Origin of the sequence: Caballeronia sp. LZ008 (assembly GCF_031451435.1) — a bacterium.
Classification (GTDB): Bacteria; Pseudomonadota; Gammaproteobacteria; order Burkholderiales; family Burkholderiaceae; genus Caballeronia; species Caballeronia zhejiangensis.
The window spans coordinates 2,907,331-2,925,837 of sequence record NZ_JARUXK010000001.1; the positions used below are offsets into that span (position 1 = coordinate 2,907,331).

The window sequence follows — 18,507 nt, forward strand, 5'->3', positions numbered from 1 at the left end:
AATTCAAAGTAAATCGCTTCAGCCTTGCAGCGGCCGAACCCGCGCAACGATCTCCCCGACGATTCCGCGACGGAACGCCAGCACGCACGCGATGAAGATGACGCCCGTCACGATCGTCACCGATTCGCCCAGCGAGTTGAACCACGCTACGCCCGTGAGCCGCGCGATGCCGCTGCCGATATCGCCGAGCCGGTCTTCCAGCGCGACGATGATCGCCGCGCCGAGCAGCGGGCCGAACATCGTGCTCATGCCGCCGACGAGGGTCATCAGCACGACGAGGCCGGACATCGTCCAGTGCGCGTCGCCCAGGGTTTCGAAGCCGAGCACGAGCGTCTTCGTCGCGCCCGCGAAACCCGCGAGCCCCGCCGACAGCACGAACGCGAGCAGCTTGTAGCGCGACGTGTCGTAGCCGAGCGAAATAGCGCGCGGCTCGTTCTCCTTGATCGCGATCAGCACTTGCCCGAACGGCGAATGCACGATGCGCACGATCAGCGCGAACGCGAGCAGCATCACCACGAGCACGACGTAATACAGCGTGATGTCGTTGCCCAGATCGATCGCGTTGAACAGCTTGCCGCGCGGCACGCCTTGCAGACCGTCTTCGCCATGCGTGAACGGCGCCTGGAGGAAGACGAAGTACACCATCTGCGCGAGCGCGAGCGTGACCATCGCGAAGTAGATGCCCTGGCGCCGAATCGCGATCAGGCCGGCGACGAGACCGAGCAGCGTCGCCGCCGCCGTGCCCGCGAGCACGCCGAGCTCCGGCGTGAAGTTGAGCGTCTGGATCGCGTAGCCGGCCACGTAGCCCGCGGAAGAGAGGAACATCGCGTGCCCGAACGACAGCAGCCCCGTATAGCCGATCAGCAAATTGAACGCGGCTGCGAAGAGCGCGAAGCACAGCACTTTCATCATGAACAGCGGATACACGCCGACGAACGGCGCCACGATCAGGCCGATCAGCAACAGGCCGTAGAGCGCTTTTCTCTGCATCATTTTTCCTTGCCGAAGAATCCTGCCGGGCGAATCATCAACACGATCGCCATGATGACGAAGACGACCGTCGCGGACGCTTCCGGATAGAACACGCGCGTCAAGCCTTCGATCACGCCGAGCAAGAGACCCGTGAGGATCGAGCCCATGATCGAACCCATGCCGCCGATCACGACCACCGCGAACACCGTGATGATCATCGACTGGCCCATCAGCGGCGACACCTGAATCACCGGCGCCGCAAGCACGCCCGCGAACGCCGCGAGCGCGACGCCGAAGCCGTAGGTGAGCGTGATCATCATCGGCACGTTGACGCCGAACGCCTCGACGAGCTTCGGATTCTCCGTGCCCGCGCGCAGATAAGCGCCGACGCGCGTCTTCTCGATCACGAACCACGTCGCGAAACACACGACGAGCGACGCCACGACCACCCACGCGCGATAGTTCGGCAGGAACATGAAGCCGAGATTGGTCGCGCCTTGCAGCAGCGACGGCACGTCGTAAGGCTGCCCCGACGAACCGTAGATCGAGCGAAACACGCCTTCGATCACGAGCGTGAGGCCGAACGTGAGCAGCAGCCCGTAGAGATGATCGAGCTTGTAGAGCCAGCGCAGCATCGATCGCTCGACGAAAACGCCGAACAGCCCGACGATGACGGGCGCGAGCACGAGCATCGCCCAGTACGGGACGTTGAAGTAGGAAGCGCCCATCCATGCGAGCATCGCGCCCAGCATGAAGAGCGCGCCGTGCGCGAAGTTGATGACGTTGAGCAAGCCGAAGATCACCGCGAGCCCGAGGCTCAGGATCGCGTAGAACGAGCCGTTCACCAGCCCGAGCAGCAGCTGGCTCATCATCGCGGCGAGTGGAATGCCGAAAATTTCCATTGAACCTGCCGTCAGAAACGTGTTGACGCGGTTGCGGCGGCCGAGCGGCCCTCTTGGCCGCCCGCCTCGCGAACGCGCTGAATCACCGCCGAACGCTTACTTCCAGAGCTTGCAGCGTGACTCCGCCTTCGTGCCGAACGCCTGATCGCCCGGAATCGTCGCGGTGATCTTGTAGTAGTCCCACGGCTCCTTCGATTCCGACGGCTTCTTCACTTCCATCAGATACATGTCGTGAATCATCGAACCGTCTTCGCGGATGTAGCCCTTCGCGTAGAAGTCGTCGATCTTCGTCTTCTTGAGCTGCGCCATGATCTTGTCGCCGTCGGTCGTGCCCGCCGCCTTCACCGCGTTCAGGTAGGCCATCACGGCGGAATAGTCCGCTGCCTGCAGGCTCGACGGCATCTTCTTCATCTTGCCGAAGTAGCGCTGCGCCCATTTGCGCGTGTTCTCATCCTTGTTCCAGTACCAGCTGTCCGTCAGGACGAGACCCTGCGTCGTTTCGAGCCCGAGGCTGTGGATATCGTTGATGAAGATGAGCAGCGCGGCGATCTTCATCGACTTGGTGATGCCGAATTCCTTCGCGGCCTTGATCGAGTTGATCGTGTCGCCGCCCGCGTTCGCGAGGCCGAGCACCTGCGCCTTCGATCCCTGCGCCTGCAGCAGGAACGACGAGAAGTCCGACGCCGACAGCGGATGACGCACTTCGCCGAGCACCTGGCCGCCGTTCGCCTTCACGACGTCGGCCGTATTCTTTTCGAGCGCCTTGCCGAACGCATAGTCGGCGGTGAGGAAGTACCACGTCTTGCCGCCCTGCTTCGTCACCGCGGAACCGGTGCCTTTCGCGAGCGCCATCGTGTCGTACGCGTAGTGCACCGTGTACGGCGAGCATTGCTCGTTGGTCAGGTTGTCCGCGCCCGCGCCGATGTTGATGTACGGCGTCTTCTTCTCCGCCGCGACTTGCGCGGTCGAGAGCGCCGTCGCCGAATTCGTGCCGCCGATGATCGCGTTCACGCCGTCGCGGTCGATCCATTCACGCGCGCGCGATGCCGCGATATCCGCCTTGTTCTGGTGATCCGCATAGACGAGTTCGATCGGCTTGCCGTTCACCTTGCCGCCGAAGTCCGCGATCGCCATGCGAATGGCTTCGAGGCCGCCCTGGCCGTCGATGTCCGCGTAGAGGCCCGACATGTCGGTGACGAAACCGATCTTCACGGTGTTGCCGTCGGCGGCGTTGGCGCTCGTGCTCATCACCGCCACACTCGCCGCCGCAGCCGCAAAGCACAGAGTAGAGAGGCGCGCGAGGGTCTTCTTTTTCATTCCAGTCTCCATGAGTTTTGATTTGTTGCGGTGTTACTGGTGTTGCCCTTCTTTCCGGCGTGCCGCGTTCGGGATCGATTACACCCCGAGCAATTCGTGCAGCACCGGCATCTTCGCTTCGAGTTCCCCCGCGCCGAAATGCTCGACGATGTTTCCGTGCTCCATCACGTAAAAGCGGTCCGCGAGCGGCGCCGCGAAACGAAAATTCTGTTCGACCATGACGATCGTGTAGCCGCGCGACTTCAGCATGAGGATCATGCGCGCGAGTGTCTGCACGATGACCGGCGCGAGACCTTCCGAGATTTCATCGAGCAGAAGCAGATTCGCGCCCGTGCGCAGAATGCGCGCGACGGCCAGCATCTGCTGCTCGCCGCCCGAAAGACGCGTGCCCTGGCTCGCGCGGCGCTCTTTCAGGTTCGGGAACATCGAATAGATCTCGTCGAGCGACATCGCGTCCTTCTGCTTGCCGATGAGCGGCGGCAACAGCAGGTTTTCCTCGCACGACAAGCTCGAAAAAATGCCGCGCTCCTCCGGACAATAGCCGACCCCGTAATGCGCGATCTTGTGTGTGGCGAGCCCGATGGTTTCGTGTCCCGCGACGCGAATCGAGCCCGTCCTGCGCCCGGTCAGGCCCATGATGGCGCGCAGCGTCGTCGTGCGGCCCGCGCCGTTGCGGCCGAGCAGCGTGACCACTTCGCCACGGTTCACCTTGAGGTCCACGCCATGCAGAATGTGCGATTCCCCGTACCACGCCTGCAATCCCGAGATTTCCAGCGCGGGCACATTGCCCGCCGCGCCGTTCGCCTCGCGCGAGCGGCGCTCCTCCACGATCGTACTCATGCATGCGCTCCGGTGAGCGCCGCATCGGCGCTGCCCATGTAGGCTTCCATCACGAGCGGATTCTTCGACACTTCCGCGTAGCTGCCTTCGGCCAGCACTTCGCCGCGCTGAAGCACGGTGATGGTGTCGGAGATGCCCGCGATGACGTTCATGTTGTGCTCGACCATCAGGATGGTGCGGCCCGCCGATACTTTCTTGATGAGCGCCGTCACGCGGTCGACGTCTTCGTGGCCCATGCCTTGCGTCGGTTCGTCGAGGAGCATGAGTTCGGGCTCCATCGACAGCGTGGTCGCGATCTCCAGCGCGCGCTTGCGGCCGTACGAAAGCTCGACAGTTTTGGTATCGGCGAAATCGGTGAGGCCGACTTGCGTGAGCAGATCCATCGCGCGGTCGTTGAGCGCGTCGAGAGAACGCTCGCTGCGCCAGAAATGAAACGACGTACCCAGTTGCCGCTGCAAGCCGATACGCACGTTCTGCAGCACGGTCAGATGCGGAAACACGGCGGAAATCTGAAACGAGCGGATGATGCCGCGCCGCGCGATATGCGCCGGCCGCTCGCGCGTGATGTCCGTGCCGTTGAAAACGATCTGGCCCGCAGTGGGTTCGAGAAATTTGGTGAGCAGGTTGAAGCAGGTTGTCTTGCCTGCGCCGTTCGGTCCGATCAGCGCATGGATCGAACCGCGGCGAACGCGCAGGTTCACGCCATTCACGGCCGTGAAGCCTTTGAATTCCTTCGTGAGTCCTCGCGTTTCAAGAATGGTGTCGCCGAGAATCATGTCCCCTTCCATGCGAAGTGAGACGCTGGGGCAAACTCTGTTCGCCTGCGCCTTATTTTTTCTTTCCGCGCGCACCCGAACGTTGTCTCCATTCCGGTACTGCTTCGCTTCGCGCGTCGCTGTTGCGGCCGCACAAAGTGTGCACGTGGCAAGCCGAGCATCACTAATTCCGGGGCCATTGTCGCGCCAATGATGCAGCGCAATCATTGGGATTTGCACTTACTAACGATTTGCTTGGAGTCCCGCCGCATGCACGTTATGGGGGCATGGGGAATGCTTATGCAGGGCGCAAATAAGCGATGACTGATCGAGCGTCATGCGCGCGTCATGCATACGTCATTCATCGCGTCACGCGAGCGCCGTCGCGATCACTTCCTGCGCTTCGACGCTGCGCCGGTCTTCGCGGATCATGTCGCTCGCGCGCTCGGCGATCATCAGCGTCGGCGAATTCGTATTGCCCGATGTGATCGTCGGCATCACCGATGCATCGACGACGCGCAGGCCGCGCACGCCGATCACGCGCAGGCGGCTGTCGACGACCGCCCCCGGATCGTTGTCCGTGCCCATGCGGCATGTGCCGACCGGATGAAAGATCGTCGTGCCGACCTTGCCCGCCGCTTCGACGAGTTCTTCCTGCGTCTGAAACTGAATGCCGGGCAAGATCTCTTCCGGCGCATAACGCGCGAGCGCGGGCGCGCCGGCGATGCGCCGCGTGAGGCGCAACGCATTCGCGGCGACTTCGCGGTCGCGGTCCGTCGACAGATAATTCGGCGCGATCAGCGGCGCCGCATGGGCATGGGGCGATTCGATATGCACGCTGCCGCGCGATGTCGGCCGCAGATTGCACACGGATGCCGTGAACGCATTGAACGCGTGCAGCGGTTCGCCGAAGCGTTCGAGCGACAAGGGCTGAACGTGATACTGCACGTCGGGGCGCTTGATCGATGCATCGTCGGGATTGGACTTCGCGAACGCGCCGAGCTGCGATGGCGCCATCGACATCGGGCCGCTACGCAACAGCGCGTATTGCATGCCGATGAAAAGCTTGCCCCACCAATGCGCGGACAACGTGTTCAACGTGCGCACGCCGTTGACCTTGTACGCCATGCGCAATTGCAAGTGGTCCTGCAGATTTTCCCCGACGCCGCGCAGACTCTTCACGACATCGATGCCGAGACGCTGCAGACGCGCGCCATTGCCGATGCCCGAGAGTTCGAGAATCTGCGGCGAATTCACCGCGCCCGCGCTGAGAATGACTTCGCATCGCGCGCGCGCGATGTAATCGACATCGCCGCCGCGATACTCCACGCCGACGCAGCGCGCGCCTTCGAACACGAGGCGTTGCGTGTGCGCGCCGGTGATCGTCGTGAGGTTCGGACGCTTCATCGCTTCACGGAGAAAGGCCTTCGCCGCATTCCAGCGAATGCCGCCGCGCTGATTCACTTCGAAATAACCGACGCCCGTGTTGTCGCCGCGATTGAAGTCATCGGTCGCGGGAATGCCGCTCTGCTGCGCGGCCTTCGCGAAGGTTTCGAGAATCTTCCACTTCAGACGCTGCTTCTCGACGCGCCATTCCCCGCCCGCGCCGTGCCATTGGTTGCCGCCGCCGTGATGATCCTCGCTGCGCTTGAAGATGGGCAGCACGGAATCCCACGACCAGTTCGGATCGCCGCTGACATGCGCCCAGTCGTCGTAGTCCTCGCGCTGGCCGCGCATGTAGATCATGCCGTTGATCGACGAGCATCCACCGAGCACGCGCCCGCGCGGATACGACAGCGCGCGTCCGTTCAGGCCCGGTTCGGCCTGCGTCTTGTAAAGCCAGTCCGTGCGCGGATTGCCGATGCAATACAGATAGCCGACCGGAATATGAATCCAGTGATAGTCGTCCTTGCCGCCCGCTTCGAGCAGCAGCACGTTCACGTCGGGATCTTCGGTTAGGCGATTCGCGAGCACGCAACCGGCCGTGCCCGCGCCGACCACGATGTAGTCGAATTCACCTTCCAGCTTGCGCGCGTTCTGTTTCATCGCTTGTCTCCGTGGCGCGCCGTCTTGTGCGGCGTCTTTGGCTTGCAGATCAACCGAGCGTACTGCGGGATGCGCTTGCGAATCCAATCAGATATGTTCAACTGGGATATAAGAAGCTTTAATATCAGCCGATGGACTACATTCTTCTGCGCGCCTTCATCACCGTTGCACGCGAAGGCAACCTCACGCGCGCGGCGGCGCAACTGCATCTGACGCAGCCGGCCGTCAGCCTGCAGATCAAGAATCTGCAGGAGATGCTGGGCGTCGTCCTGTTTTCGCGGACGTCGCACGGACTTTTGCTGACGCGCGATGGCGAAGCGCTCCTGCCGCACGCCGAACGCGCGCTCGCAGCCGCCGCCGACGTGCAGCGCGCCGCTGCTGCGCTGCGTCACGAAGTGAGCGGCACGCTGCGCATCGGCACGATTCTCGATCCCGAGTTTCTGCGGCTCGGCGGATTTTTGCGCCAGCTCGTGGAGACGCATCCGCGCATCGAGACGTCATTGCGGCACGGCATGTCGGGCTGGGTGCTGGAGCGCGTGAGGGCGCGTGATCTGGACGTCGGCTATTACATCGGCGATCCGGCCGTCGACGGCACGCGCGACGGCGAGCGCTTTCACGTCGTCAGGCTGACGCCATTTCTGTATCGCGTGCTTGCGCCGGCGGGATGGCACAACCGCGTCAACAAGGGCAAGCGCAACTGGGCCGCGCTCGCCAAGCTGCCGTGGATCTGGACGCCGCAGGAATCCGCGCATAACCGGCTGTTGTCGCGCCTCTTCCGCGAGGCGGGCGCGACGCCGCTCGTCGTCGCGGAAGTGGATCAGGAGCCGTCGATGCTCGATCTCGTGAAATCGGGCGTCGGTCTGTCGCTCGCGCGCGATTCGATCGCGCTGGCGCAGGCGCACGCACACGCGCTGACGATCGTCGAAGGCGTCACGGTGCCGACGCAGTTGTCCTTCGTCGCGCTCGCGGAACGTCGCGATGAACCGGCGATCGCGGCGGCGCTGCGTTTGATCGACGCGCAATGGTCCGTCTGAGGGCAAATCCCGACTTCGCGGGCAAGGGCTTTCAAGCGCGCTTCATCGATCGTCTGCTAGGCTGGGCGCTCGCTTTTTTACATCCAACCGTGTTCGAGGAGTCTTCATGGCACGCAACATCGAAATCAAGGCGCGCGCGCATCAGTTCGACGCACTGCGCGAACGCGCGGCCGCGCTCGCCCCCGACGCGCCGCTGGTTTTCCGCCAGCAAGACTTCTTCTACGACGTGCCCACCGGACGCCTCAAGCTACGCCAGTTCGACGACGGCACGCCATCCGAGCTGATCTTTTATCAGCGCGACGACCGCGACGGCCCGAAAGTCTCGTATTACACGCGCAGCCCGGTGACGAATCCCGAGGCGATGCACGCGCTGCTCGCGCAGGCGCTGACGACGCGCGGCATTGTCTCGAAGGAACGGCATGTGTTTCTCGTCGGGCGCACGCGCATTCATCTGGACCGCGTGGACGGTCTCGGCGATTTCATCGAGCTGGAAGTGGTGCTCGGCCAGGACGACGACGAAGCCGGTGGCGAAGAAGAAGCTCACGCGATGTTCGCGCGTCTCGGCGTGGCGCAGACCGATCTCGTGCCGCTCGCTTACGTCGATTTGCTCAGTCCCGAGGCGTCGTCGTCGGCGAGATGAGAAAGCGGCAGCGGACCGTTGCGCTTGAACGTCGTCAGCACGATGTTCGAGCGCACGCTGTCGACGCCCGGCACGCGCATCAGCTTCTTCATGACGAAGCCTGAAAGCGCGTTCAAATCGGGCGCGACGATGCGCAGCAGGTAATCCGCATCGCCGACGGTCGCGTGACATTCGAGCACTTCGGGCAGCATTTCGATCTGCTGCTGAAACTGCTCGATGATCGAATCGCCGTGATGCTTCAGCTTCAAACTCGTGAACGCCGTCACGCCCAGGCCGAGCTTTTCGGGCCGCAACACCACCCGATATCCTTCGATCACGCCCGTCGCTTCGAGGCGCTGCAGGCGCCGCCCGATCTGCGACGGCGAAAGCGGCACCTGCTCGCCCAGTTGCTGATGCGTCGCGCGCCCGAAGCGTTGAAGCACGTCGAGCAGGGCGAGGTCGAAATGATCGAGTTCGAGCATGAGGCGGATATGCGCGGTAGCCGTGATGTATGCGACTTTATCGCATGGCAACGGGTGCCCTCACAAACCCTTTGCGCAAAGGGGCCGTTTCGCGCGCGTTTTACGAATTCCTTGCAGCGGCAAACAAGGTAACGCGCATGTTACCAACCATGACACCGCGAAAGGCCGGATTTCATACGGAAAGACGCGAGTTCGGGATAAACGCAAGCCTTCGAACAGCAAATAGAAAGCTCGATCGTCAGTTACCTTTCAGTCTCGACTACCATTCCTGAAGCGCTCGTAAGCTTCCCAGGCGGCGCGAGCCTCGTCGTCCAGTTGCTCGGGCGGCAGCCCGGATTGACGCTGTACAATCAGCAGCGCATAGGGCCTGGACAGTGCGCTCGCTTCCTTGCAGAGGCTGAGTTCGTCGCCGCTCGACGGGGAGCGGCCGCGCCAGTAGTTGATCGCGGCTTCGAGTTCGTGGATCGGGATGACAGCCATGTCCGGGCAGAAATACATTCGGTGTACGGCCGCTCGCGGCTTCAGAAAAACAGGTCGCGCACGCCGCATGAGATGTGAGTTTTGAACCGGCTCGAGCCCGCGCCGCACGCCGCGCATGTGACCATGCCGCCGACCGCCCCGCCCGCTAGAGCTCAACCCATTGTACTTGAGCGACTCCATGCGAATCCTTCTGATCGAAGACGACCGCCCCATCGCGCGCGGCATTCAAAGCAGCCTCGAACAATCCGGCTTCACGGTCGACATGGTGCACGACGGCATCTTCGCCGAACAGGCGCTCGCGCAGAACCGCCACGAGCTCGTCATTCTCGATCTCGGCCTGCCCGGCATCGACGGCATGACGCTGCTTTCGCGTTTCCGCCAGGGCAATCGTCACACGCCGGTGATCATCCTCACCGCGCGCGATGAACTGCACGACCGCGTGCAAGGCCTGAACAGCGGCGCCGACGACTACATGCTGAAGCCGTTCGAGCCGCAGGAACTCGAAGCGCGTATCCGCGCGGTGATGCGACGCAGCGGCCCGCACGGCGACGTGCCACGCCCCGAAGTGTCGCTCGGCGGCTTGCGCCTGTCGGGCGTCGATCGCCGCATCTTCAACGACGAGCGTCCGCTCGAACTCTCGCCGCGCGAATTCGCCGTGCTCGAAATGCTGTTGCTGCGTCACGGCCGCGTCGTGAGCAAGGCGCAGTTGCAGGATCATCTGACGCACTTCGGCGGCGATCTCGGCGATACGGCCATCGAAGTGTATGTGCATCGCGTGCGCAAGAAACTCGAGAACACGCGCGTGGAAATCGTGACGGTGCGCGGCTTCGGCTATCTGCTTCAGGAGATCCGGCAAGCGGCGTAACGCTTCTGCCGTAAAACGCCTTGCGATTTCCCACTCGCCGCGCGGGCGACCAGCGTTTCGCCCGCGAAGACTGGCTCGATCTGGCGCGGTCGAAAGCCGCCGAGACGCCGGCGCCGCCGAGTCTGCGGCGCACGCTCCTGCGCCGCCTCGCCGCGCCGCTGTCCCTGCTCGCGCTGATGTCCGGCCTCATGGCCTACTGGCTCGCGTGGCAATACACGCAGCACGTCGTCGACCGCTCGCTCGCGGATCTCGCGACGGCCATCTCCAAGCAGATCCAGCTCGCCGGCGTCGATGCGCCCGTCACCGTGCCGCCGCTCGCGCAGGCGATGTTCTCGGATCCCGTCGAGCAACTCATCTACCGCATCAGCACGGGCGATGAGGAAATCGCCGGGGAACCCGATCTGCCGCTCACCGGCACCAACGTGCGGCGCATTCACTACGCGTACGTCTTCGAGACGCACTTCGAGGGCGTCTCCGTGCGCGCGGCGCAAGTGCGCGTGCCGCAGCCGACGGGCAATCCAATCGTCGTCGAAGTGGCGCAACGCGTGGGTTCGCGATATCGGATCGCGGTCGAATTTCTCATCGCGATCATGATGCCGCTGCTGTTGCTGCTGCTCGCCGGATGGGTGATCGTGTGGCGCGTCGTGAATCAGCAGTTGAACCCGCTCACCGATCTCGCCGACGCGCTCAATCAGCAGACGCACATCTCGCTCGAACCTGTCGACGAGACTTACGTGCCGAGCGAAATCCGCCCGCTCACGAGCGCGATGAACGGCCTGCTCGTGCGCCTGCAAAGCGCGCTCGATGCGCAACGCAAGTTCATCGCCGATGCCGCGCATCAACTGCGCACGCCGCTGACGGCGGTCAAGCTGCACGCCGAGCAGGCGCTCAGTTCGCGCGATCCCGCGAAGGCCGTCGAAGCGGTGAAGGAGTTGCGCGCATCGGCAGACCGGGCGGTGCGGCTGTCGAATCAATTGCTTTCGCTCGCGCGCGCCGAGCCGGGCGAACAGGCGGCGCGCTTTTCCGATTTCGATCTGGCCGCGCTCGCGTTCGAAACCGGCGCGGAATGGGTGCCGCGCGCCCTCGCCGCACACGTCGATCTCGGTTTTCAGCGCCTCGACGATCCCGAGAACGAACATCCGCTGATCGTGCGCGGCAATGTCGTGCTCGCGCGTGAGGTGCTCGCGAATCTGATCGACAACGCGCTCAAGTACATTCCGCCGTTTCGCATCGAAGGCGCGCGCATCACGATGTCGGTCACGGAATGGAGCGACGCGAACGGCCGGCGCTTCGGCGAAGTCGTCGTGGAAGACAACGGACCAGGCGTGCCGCCGGATCAGCAAGGCGATCTCTTCAAGCGCTTTTTCCGCGGCGACGGGCAAAACGTCGAAGGCGGCGCGGGCCTCGGACTCGCGATCGTTCACGACATCATGGTGCTGCATGGCGGCACCGTGCATTACGAAGATGCGCCCGAAGGCGGCGCGCGCTTCATCGTGCGCATGCCGCTGAAGGAAGACAAACCGGCGGCGGAATAAAAAAGAGCCACGGGTTTCGGTCCGTGGCTCTGTCCGGTCTTAAGCGCGGCTTACTTCTTCTTTTTCGCCTTCTCTTCTTTCAGCGCGAGCATCGTGCCGCGGCATTTCTTCGCGCCGCATCGGCATTCGTATTCTTTCTTGAGCTTCTTGGTGATGCGGCCGTCGATGACGAGACCGTAGTCGTAATTCAGCTCTTCATCCGCCTCGATGTCGCGCAGCGCGTGGATGAACACGCGCCCTTCGACTTCCTCGGCCTCGCAATTCGGCGCGCACGAATGATTGATGTACTTCGCGCTGTTGCCTTCGATCTTGCCGTCGATCACACGGCCATCGTCGAGTGCGAAGTAGAACGTGTGATTCGGCTCGTCGGGATTGTGCGGATGGCGGCGCAGCGCTTCCTTCCACGAAATGCGCTCGCCCTTGTACTCCATCACCTTCTCGCCGGCGGCGATCGGCTTCACGGCAAACACGCCTTTACCGTGCACGCCGGAGCGGCGAACGGTGACCCTGCGTGAACTCATCGAACGAATCCTTAAATAACGCTTCGCTCCCGCGCGATCGGGGATGAACATCGGGACAAAAAAAACGCGGTGGCTTCGATGCCGCCGCGTTCGCTCGTTGAACGCTCGCGTCCAACACACCGGTATCCTACACTCCCGGCGCGCGTCTGCTCAACCGTCCGGGCGATGCGCGCAACGTTTCAGCGCTGGCCGATTGTGATCTCGCCAAAGAGGTTCTTCTGGTCGCGCGGCTGCGAGCGCCAGTACTGCGGCGGCGCCGTGACGGTCGCGCCGAGCTCGGCGGCGGCGTGCCACGGCCAGCGCGGATCGTAGAGCATCGCGCGCGCCATCGCGACGTAGTCCGCCTTGCCGCTCGCCACGATTTCTTCTGCTTCCTTCGCCTCCGTAATCAGTCCGACGGCGACAGTATTCACGCCCGTCGCTTCCTTCACGGCCTGCGCGAACGGCACCTGATAGCCCGACGACAACGGAATCTTCTGCAACGGCGAAACGCCGCCCGACGATACATCGACCCAGTCGACGCCGCGCTTCTTCAACTCCGCTGCGAACGCGATCGTGTCTTCGATGCTCCAACCGCCTTCGACCCAGTCGGTCGCCGAAACGCGCACGCCGACGGGTTTGTCGGCCGGGAACGCGGCGCGCACGGCATCGAAGATTTCGAGCGGATAGCGCATGCGGTTTTCGAGCGAGCCGCCGTATTCGTCGGTGCGCTGATTGGCGATCGGCGACAGAAACTGATGCAGCAGATAACCATGCGCGCAATGCACTTCGATGCCGTCGATGCCGAGCCGCGCAGCCCGCTTCGCCGACGCGACGAACGCTTCCTTCACGCGGACGAGACCGGCGGCGTCGAGCGCGAGCGGCGGCGTTTCTTCGGGCTTATGCGGAACGGACGACGGCGCGTAAGTCATCCACCCGCCATCGGCGACGGAAACCAGCGCTCCCCCTTCCCACGGCTTGCGGCTCGATGCCTTGCGGCCCGCGTGAGACAACTGCATCGTCACCGCGATCTTCGAATACTGGCGGATGGCGGCGAGCACGGGACGCAGTGCGGCTTCGGTGACATCGTCCCAGAGACCGAGATCGCCCGCCGTGATGCGTCCGTCCGGCTCGACGGCCGTCGCCTCGATGAACAGCATCCCCGCGCCCGACAACGCGAGCTGGCCGAGATGGATCATGTGCCATGCCGTGGCCTCGCCGCGCTCGGCGGAGTACTGGCACATCGGCGATACGAAGATGCGGTTCGGAAGTTCGAGACCGCGTAGGGTCGTGGGTGTGAACAACGCGCTCATGGCGGTGACTCGTCGATGGAAATGAAGCGATCGAGAATAGCACCGCCCTTCACGACACGCAGAAACGCCGATGGCTCATACCATCACACGTTCAGCGCGCATCCACGGTGAAGCGATCGAGCCACTCGCCGAACATCGCGCGGGCGGCGCGTTCGAGCTTCGCGCCGTGACGCGCGGTTTCCTCGCGCAACGCGGCGACCGTCGTGCCGCTTTTCGCGACATCGCCCGGATAGGCGACGAGCCAGCTCTCGAAGCGCTCGACGAGCACTTCCGGATGACACTGCAGCGCGAGCACGTGCTCGCCCCAGGTGAACGCCTGATGCGCGCACATATCTGTCGATGCGAGCAGCGTCGCGTCTTTGGGGAGATCGAAGGTATCGCCGTGCCAGTGAAAGACGGGCACGGACGCGCCTTCGGCTTCGAGATGCCGCAGCGCGGACGCGCGTCCCGCGTCGGTCAGCGTGAGCGGCGACCAGCCGAGCTCCAGCTTGCCCGACGGATACACCTGCGCGCCGAGCGCACGCGCGATCAGTTGCGAGCCGAGACAGATGCCGATGGTCGGCAAGCCCGCCGCGATGCGCTTTTCGAGCATCGAAAGCAGCGGCGCGAGATGCGGATAGTGCGCGTCTTCAAAAGCCCCGATCGGACCGCCGAGGACGACGAGCAAGGAAGGATCGAGCGGATTGGGCGCATCGATGCGCCCGCGCCCGACGTCCAGATACCGCACCGGCAGGCCGCGATCGCCGAGCACGAGTTCGAGGCTGCCCAGATCTTCGAAATAGACGTGGCGAATCGCCAGGACTTCATGTTTCATCGGCGGCTTTCCGTAGGTCGAGCGCGTGTGGCCCGGAACGAAGTTGTGACGAGCCGCGCCTCGCGGTGAGGCGCGACGGGCACAGTCTAACCGACTCGCCGCGGCCCCACAGCGCCGGATGACGCCGAATGGCTTGTACGCCGTCCGCCCGGATCAGGCGACCTGGGCGAAGACCTTCCAGCTTTTCTTCTGCGTGGCGACGTCGGCTTCTTCGTATACCGAACAGTCGAGACGCAGATCGGTGTCCGCCATGTCGATCTGAAGAAGCGAGCAGTGATGCGGCGTCTTCTTCGGGTTCTTGCTTGCTTCGAAGTGCGAGCAGGACAGACACATGCGGTGCGCCGGAATCTGCTGTTGCGATTCGAGCTGACGGATGGTCTTGAGCAGCGTGCGGTAGAACGCAACTTGCTCGTCCTCGCGCAGCGTGCCGACCGCCTTCGCGAGGAAGTCCGGCCATTGCAGCGCCTTCTTCGCGGCCGTGCGGCCACGCGCGGTCAGACGAACCGCGAGCGCGCGGCCATCGTCGAGCGCGCGGCGCTTTTCGACGAGACCCTTGCCTTCGAGCGTGCTCACCGCATCGCTCGTCGTGGCGGCGGTCAACGCCGTTTCACGCGCGATCTCGCCGAGGCGCATCGGCCCCTTGCGCTGCATCAGCAGAACGAGAATTTCACCCTGGGTCGGCGTCAGCCCCGCGCCTTCCGCCCATTCCCATGCCTGGCTGCGCATCGCGGTGCTCAGCCTCAGCAGGCCGTGGGTCACCCGCCCCGTCGCCTGCTCTCCGTAAACGCCTTCACTCATAGTCTTTCGCTTGTTGTTCCGCTTATGTGTTTTGACGGCACGTTCGCGCCGACCGCCGCGAACACCTCGTCCGAAACGCCGTCCGCAGAAGAGTACTCCGAACCCCTTGCGAACTGCACTTCGTTCTCGGTCCCCGCCGTCTCAAAATTCAGGCGTGCCAAGCCAATTAGCGGTGCCTGATTGGGGACATTGCAACCCTCTTCGTTTTGCGCCTTCTTATGGTCCTGCTCGTGGCGCTGTTTTCCTGCCGACTATAACGCTACGCCAGCAAAGTCGCCATTCTAAGCGACCTAGAACAAACGTACACCTTAATTATCCACGCAGAACTGTGGATAACCCGTGGAAAAACGTCTTCTTTGTTTGTGGACGTATTCTTGATAACACTGCCGGCGCGTCGCACGCCCTTCGGTTGTCCAGAATTTCGTATCGCGACGAGCGCATGATCCACATGGTTATCATCGCGCTAGCACGTTGACTCTGAACCTCTTTTTGACGTTTTCCACAGCGACGCGCGGGGCTTGTTAACTACTATTACGGATGTATACGGATTCTTCGAAGTAAACCTTAGCGACGTCGGATCGGTTCTTTTTCAAACGTTGCCGTGAGCGCGTTATTCCCGTTGCTCGTCAAGCACATGTTTCATTCGGCTCAAAAACAAAGGCCGCTTCGGAATAGTTCGAAGCGGCCTTTCGTCATGATTCGCTGAATTGCATCAGCGTAAGCGTAAGCGCTGCGTTATCGACGCCATTGCAGACATTGCTGTCTGACTGCCTCGTGCAGCGACTTCTCCTTGTCGACCACGCCGCGCAGCCACGTCGCGTCGTTCACGCCGCGCGCGATGTCCGCGACTTCCGCGAGCGCGGCCTGCGAGCCGAGCGCTTCGGCGTGCGGCGCGAGCACGTCGAGCGTTGCCAGAATGTCCTCGCCGATGGTCTGCCGCTCGCCCGTCTGCGGATGGATGCAGGTGCCTTCCAGCCCGAAGCGGCACGCCTCGAAACGGTTGAACGTGTAGACCAGATAGTCGTCCTCCCGCGGCGTCAGCGGCTTGTCCAACAGCAGATAGCGCGAGAGCGTCTGGATGTAGCAGGCGATCGCCGCGGCACGGTCGACGGACAACGGCGTGTCCATCACGCGCACTTCGATCGTGCCGAAGCCGGGCTTCGGCCGGATGTCCCAATAGAAGTCCTTCATGCTATTGACGACGCCCGTGTTGACCATCTTCGAGAAATATTCCTCGAAGCCGTCCCAGGTCAGCACGAAGGGCGCGCGTCCCGACAGCGGAAAAGCGAATACCGAGTTCAGACGAGCCGAGTGAAAGCCCGTATCGACGCCCTGAATGTAAGGCGACGACGCCGAAAGCGCGATGAAATGCGGGATGTAGCGCGACATCGCATGCAGCAGGAAGAGCGCGCTGTTCGGATCGGGACAGCCGATATGTACGTGCTGCCCGAACACCGTGAACTGTTTGGCAAGGTATCCGTACAGCTCGGAAATGTACTGAAAGCGCGGCGCGTCATAGATCTGGCGATCGCTCCATTGCTGGAACGCATGCGTGCCGCCGCCCGCAAGCCCGACGTTCAGCTGGTCCGCCGCGGCGACGAGCACGTCGCGGATCTTGCGCAGATCGGTCACGGCCTGCTCGTGCGTCGTGCAGATGCCGGTCGACAGCTCGATCATGCTTTCGGTGATTTCGGGCGTGATGTTGCCCGGAATCTTTTCGTCCTTGATGAGACGCATGAGGTCCGACGCGGCGCGCGTCAGATCGTAGTCATGCGTGTTGACGACCTGGATCTCCAGCTCGACGCCGAACGTGAACGGTTCGGAGTTGATGAAAGGTTCGAGTGCCATGGCGCCTCTTGAATGAACAATGCTTGAAGAGTACGGGCGCTTACTCGCGCCGCTCGCCCACCGCCGACAGGCTACGGTACACGACGAAAGGCGAGACGATCTGCAACACGACGATCGAGCACATGACGATCGCGCGCAACGTCGGGTCGTAGTCCGGATAGAGCACGTACATGTCGTCGACGAGCAGATACGCGAGCGCGGACATCGGCGTGAGCGCGACGCCGAGCGCCGCGCCCTGCTTCCAGTTGAGGCCGCTCGGTTTCGCGAAAATCAGCACGCCGACCAGCTTGCCGACGAAACGCGCAACGATCAGCCCGACCGCCGCAACGCCGCCGAGCGCGATGTCGCGCCAGTGAAACGATGTCAGCGTCAGCGCGAACAGGATCACGGTGAGCAGCCATCCGGCGGAACCGAAATGCGACGGCCACAGTTGCGGGCGTTCATCGGCGTTTTTCACGATGATGCCCGCGGCGAGCAGCGCGAGAATCGTCGACAGCTTGAAGATGTGCGCGATCGCGATCGCCAGCAGCACGAGCCCGAAGAGCGCGACGAACGAATGCTCGTCGTTCGCGGGCAGGCGCCGCACGAGCATGTTGCACGCGCGCGCGAGCAGGAACGCGAGCACGAGCGAACCGATCAGCAGATAAAGCGGCTGCAGGATCGTCGCAAACGCATTGCCGTAGATTTCCTGATGCAGCACGCCGGCCGCGAGCTTCTCGACGACCACCGCGTACATGCTGTTCAGCGCCGTCAGCGTCAGGAGGCGCTGCGTGACCTGGCCTTCCGCGCGCAATTCGGTCTTCAACTGGATGACCATCGCGGGCGACGTGGCCATCGCGATGGATGCGATCACGACCGAAGGCATCGTCGGCACGTTGAGGAGCGTCAGCGCGATCAGCACGAGGCCGAACGTGAGCGTCGATTCGGCGATGCTCGACAGAATCAGATACGGATTGCGGCGAATCCAGCGCAAGTCGAGCCGTCCGCCCAGTTCGAAGAGCAAGAGCCCGAGCGCGACATCGAGCAGCGGCCGCGACAGTCCGCCCGCGCTCGCGTCGATGACGCCGAGGCCCGCGTTGCCAGCAATCAGCCCGATCACCGCGAAACCGGTGATGCGCGGCAAGCGCCACGCGCGCCACAGCAACTCGCCGGCGAGGCCCGCCGTGACGAGCGCGAGGCCGGCCCAGAGAATCGCGTCGGGTTCGAGCGGCCAGGCGGGCAAAAATGAAAATGCCGAATTCATCGTATGGGATTCTCCTTCGGTGCTGCAGCAGAGCGTGCACGTTCCGTTGCGTGACTCGCATCGGCGGCGCGCGCTCGCGGACGAGGCGCATCCGCCCGGCTACGCGAGCGTTGGTTCATTCAGGCGAATCGAAATGCGAACGAA

The 18,507-nt window shown here is 63.1% G+C and carries 18 protein-coding genes; 4 read left to right on the top strand and 14 right to left on the bottom strand.

All coding sequences use genetic code 11. From position 1 onward, the window contains the following. Nucleotides 1-18 precede the first annotated feature (18 nt). The 6 genes from QCE49_RS13520 to QCE49_RS13545 all read right to left on the bottom strand — a co-directional run bounded on the left by QCE49_RS13520 (nt 19) and on the right by QCE49_RS13545 (nt 6,832). Nucleotides 19-990 (bottom strand): branched-chain amino acid ABC transporter permease, encoded by a 972-nt coding sequence (locus QCE49_RS13520; protein ID WP_250457162.1) that lies wholly within the window; start codon nt 988-990, stop codon nt 19-21. After that, on the bottom strand, nt 990-1,874 hold the full coding sequence (locus QCE49_RS13525; RefSeq protein WP_008352432.1) for a branched-chain amino acid ABC transporter permease: 885 nt from the start codon (nt 1,872-1,874) through the stop codon (nt 990-992). Before QCE49_RS13525 ends, QCE49_RS13520 begins: the two co-directional genes overlap by 1 nt. A 96-nt stretch (nt 1,875-1,970) precedes the next feature. Continuing rightward, a complete protein-coding gene (locus tag QCE49_RS13530; protein WP_008352431.1) occupies nt 1,971-3,191 on the bottom strand; it encodes an ABC transporter substrate-binding protein in 1,221 nt (406 codons plus the stop codon). Between the two features lie 78 nt (nt 3,192-3,269). After that, a complete protein-coding gene (locus QCE49_RS13535; RefSeq protein WP_008352430.1) occupies nt 3,270-4,031 on the bottom strand; it encodes an ABC transporter ATP-binding protein in 762 nt (253 codons plus the stop codon). Continuing rightward, complete coding sequence (locus QCE49_RS13540) at nt 4,028-4,807, bottom strand: ABC transporter ATP-binding protein (RefSeq protein WP_008352429.1); 780 nt, start codon at nt 4,805-4,807, stop codon at nt 4,028-4,030. Before QCE49_RS13540 ends, QCE49_RS13535 begins: the two co-directional genes overlap by 4 nt. A 348-nt stretch (nt 4,808-5,155) precedes the next feature. Continuing rightward, nucleotides 5,156-6,832 carry a GMC family oxidoreductase gene (locus QCE49_RS13545; RefSeq protein ID WP_250457083.1) on the bottom strand — a complete coding sequence of 559 codons (1,677 nt, stop codon included), beginning with the start codon at nt 6,830-6,832 and terminating at the stop codon, nt 5,156-5,158. A gap of 131 nt (nt 6,833-6,963) precedes the next feature. On the opposite strand from QCE49_RS13545, the gene QCE49_RS13550 reads away from it, so the two are divergent. After that, nucleotides 6,964-7,866, top strand: a complete 903-nt coding sequence (locus tag QCE49_RS13550; RefSeq protein WP_239294376.1) for a LysR family transcriptional regulator — start codon at nt 6,964-6,966, stop codon at nt 7,864-7,866. Nucleotides 7,867-7,972: 106 nt separating this feature from the next. Then, the gene (locus tag QCE49_RS13555) at nt 7,973-8,506 is read left to right on the top strand and encodes a class IV adenylate cyclase (RefSeq protein ID WP_008352423.1); all 534 of its coding nucleotides are present in this window, start codon (nt 7,973-7,975) and stop codon (nt 8,504-8,506) included. On the opposite strand, the gene QCE49_RS13560 is transcribed toward QCE49_RS13555, so the two are convergent. Next, complete coding sequence (locus tag QCE49_RS13560; protein WP_008352422.1) at nt 8,461-8,967, bottom strand: Lrp/AsnC family transcriptional regulator; 507 nt, start codon at nt 8,965-8,967, stop codon at nt 8,461-8,463. The genes QCE49_RS13555 and QCE49_RS13560 overlap by 46 nt on opposite strands. A gap of 249 nt (nt 8,968-9,216) precedes the next feature. Next, entirely contained in the window at nt 9,217-9,447 is a 231-nt protein-coding gene (locus QCE49_RS13565) for a DUF3717 domain-containing protein (RefSeq protein WP_008352420.1), read from the bottom strand. A gap of 178 nt (nt 9,448-9,625) precedes the next feature. Here QCE49_RS13565 and QCE49_RS13570 point away from each other — a divergent pair, with 178 nt between their 5' ends. Then, on the top strand, nt 9,626-10,312 hold the full coding sequence (locus tag QCE49_RS13570) for a response regulator transcription factor (protein ID WP_008352418.1): 687 nt from the start codon (nt 9,626-9,628) through the stop codon (nt 10,310-10,312). An 80-nt stretch (nt 10,313-10,392) separates the two neighbouring features. After that, complete coding sequence (locus QCE49_RS13575) at nt 10,393-11,847, top strand: sensor histidine kinase (protein WP_175979872.1); 1,455 nt, start codon at nt 10,393-10,395, stop codon at nt 11,845-11,847. 50 nt (nt 11,848-11,897) lie between these two features. Here the strand turns inward: QCE49_RS13575 and QCE49_RS13580 are convergent, their stop codons facing one another. The 6 genes from QCE49_RS13580 to QCE49_RS13605 form a co-directional block, all read right to left on the bottom strand. Then, nucleotides 11,898-12,419, bottom strand: a complete 522-nt coding sequence (locus QCE49_RS13580; protein WP_075583516.1) for an SET domain-containing protein — start codon at nt 12,417-12,419, stop codon at nt 11,898-11,900. 128 nt (nt 12,420-12,547) lie between these two features. Beyond that, nucleotides 12,548-13,660, bottom strand: a complete 1,113-nt coding sequence (locus QCE49_RS13585; protein WP_175979669.1) for an NADH:flavin oxidoreductase/NADH oxidase — start codon at nt 13,658-13,660, stop codon at nt 12,548-12,550. A 91-nt stretch (nt 13,661-13,751) separates the two neighbouring features. Further along, nucleotides 13,752-14,474, bottom strand: coding sequence for a glutamine amidotransferase (locus QCE49_RS13590; RefSeq protein ID WP_175979670.1), 723 nt, complete (start codon nt 14,472-14,474; stop codon nt 13,752-13,754). Nucleotides 14,475-14,627: 153 nt separating this feature from the next. Then, entirely contained in the window at nt 14,628-15,272 is a 645-nt protein-coding gene (locus tag QCE49_RS13595) for a MarR family winged helix-turn-helix transcriptional regulator (RefSeq protein ID WP_008352413.1), read from the bottom strand. A 735-nt stretch (nt 15,273-16,007) separates the two neighbouring features. After that, nucleotides 16,008-17,120 carry a YbdK family carboxylate-amine ligase gene (locus QCE49_RS13600; RefSeq protein WP_008352412.1) on the bottom strand — a complete coding sequence of 371 codons (1,113 nt, stop codon included), beginning with the start codon at nt 17,118-17,120 and terminating at the stop codon, nt 16,008-16,010. 40 nt (nt 17,121-17,160) lie between these two features. Then, on the bottom strand, nt 17,161-18,363 hold the full coding sequence (locus QCE49_RS13605; RefSeq protein ID WP_008352411.1) for a cation:proton antiporter: 1,203 nt from the start codon (nt 18,361-18,363) through the stop codon (nt 17,161-17,163). Nucleotides 18,364-18,507 lie beyond the last annotated feature (144 nt).

What these genes read in the sequence shown, in the direction of transcription:
- QCE49_RS13520 (WP_250457162.1), bottom strand. Translation starts at nt 990, where the DNA reads ATGCAGAGAAAAGCGCTCTACGGCCTGTTGCTGATCGGCCTGATCGTG.
- QCE49_RS13525 (WP_008352432.1), bottom strand. Translation starts at nt 1,874, where the DNA reads ATGGAAATTTTCGGCATTCCACTCGCCGCGATGATGAGCCAGCTGCTG.
- QCE49_RS13530 (WP_008352431.1), bottom strand. Translation starts at nt 3,191, where the DNA reads ATGAAAAAGAAGACCCTCGCGCGCCTCTCTACTCTGTGCTTTGCGGCT.
- QCE49_RS13535 (WP_008352430.1), bottom strand. Translation starts at nt 4,031, where the DNA reads ATGAGTACGATCGTGGAGGAGCGCCGCTCGCGCGAGGCGAACGGCGCG.
- QCE49_RS13540 (WP_008352429.1), bottom strand. Translation starts at nt 4,807, where the DNA reads ATGATTCTCGGCGACACCATTCTTGAAACGCGAGGACTCACGAAGGAA.
- QCE49_RS13545 (WP_250457083.1), bottom strand. Translation starts at nt 6,832, where the DNA reads ATGAAACAGAACGCGCGCAAGCTGGAAGGTGAATTCGACTACATCGTG.
- QCE49_RS13550 (WP_239294376.1), top strand. Translation starts at nt 6,964, where the DNA reads ATGGACTACATTCTTCTGCGCGCCTTCATCACCGTTGCACGCGAAGGC.
- QCE49_RS13555 (WP_008352423.1), top strand. Translation starts at nt 7,973, where the DNA reads ATGGCACGCAACATCGAAATCAAGGCGCGCGCGCATCAGTTCGACGCA.
- QCE49_RS13560 (WP_008352422.1), bottom strand. Translation starts at nt 8,967, where the DNA reads ATGCTCGAACTCGATCATTTCGACCTCGCCCTGCTCGACGTGCTTCAA.
- QCE49_RS13565 (WP_008352420.1), bottom strand. Translation starts at nt 9,447, where the DNA reads ATGGCTGTCATCCCGATCCACGAACTCGAAGCCGCGATCAACTACTGG.
- QCE49_RS13570 (WP_008352418.1), top strand. Translation starts at nt 9,626, where the DNA reads ATGCGAATCCTTCTGATCGAAGACGACCGCCCCATCGCGCGCGGCATT.
- QCE49_RS13580 (WP_075583516.1), bottom strand. Translation starts at nt 12,419, where the DNA reads ATGTTCATCCCCGATCGCGCGGGAGCGAAGCGTTATTTAAGGATTCGT.
- QCE49_RS13585 (WP_175979669.1), bottom strand. Translation starts at nt 13,660, where the DNA reads ATGAGCGCGTTGTTCACACCCACGACCCTACGCGGTCTCGAACTTCCG.
- QCE49_RS13590 (WP_175979670.1), bottom strand. Translation starts at nt 14,474, where the DNA reads ATGAAACATGAAGTCCTGGCGATTCGCCACGTCTATTTCGAAGATCTG.
- QCE49_RS13595 (WP_008352413.1), bottom strand. Translation starts at nt 15,272, where the DNA reads ATGAGTGAAGGCGTTTACGGAGAGCAGGCGACGGGGCGGGTGACCCAC.
- QCE49_RS13600 (WP_008352412.1), bottom strand. Translation starts at nt 17,120, where the DNA reads ATGGCACTCGAACCTTTCATCAACTCCGAACCGTTCACGTTCGGCGTC.
- QCE49_RS13605 (WP_008352411.1), bottom strand. Translation starts at nt 18,363, where the DNA reads ATGAATTCGGCATTTTCATTTTTGCCCGCCTGGCCGCTCGAACCCGAC.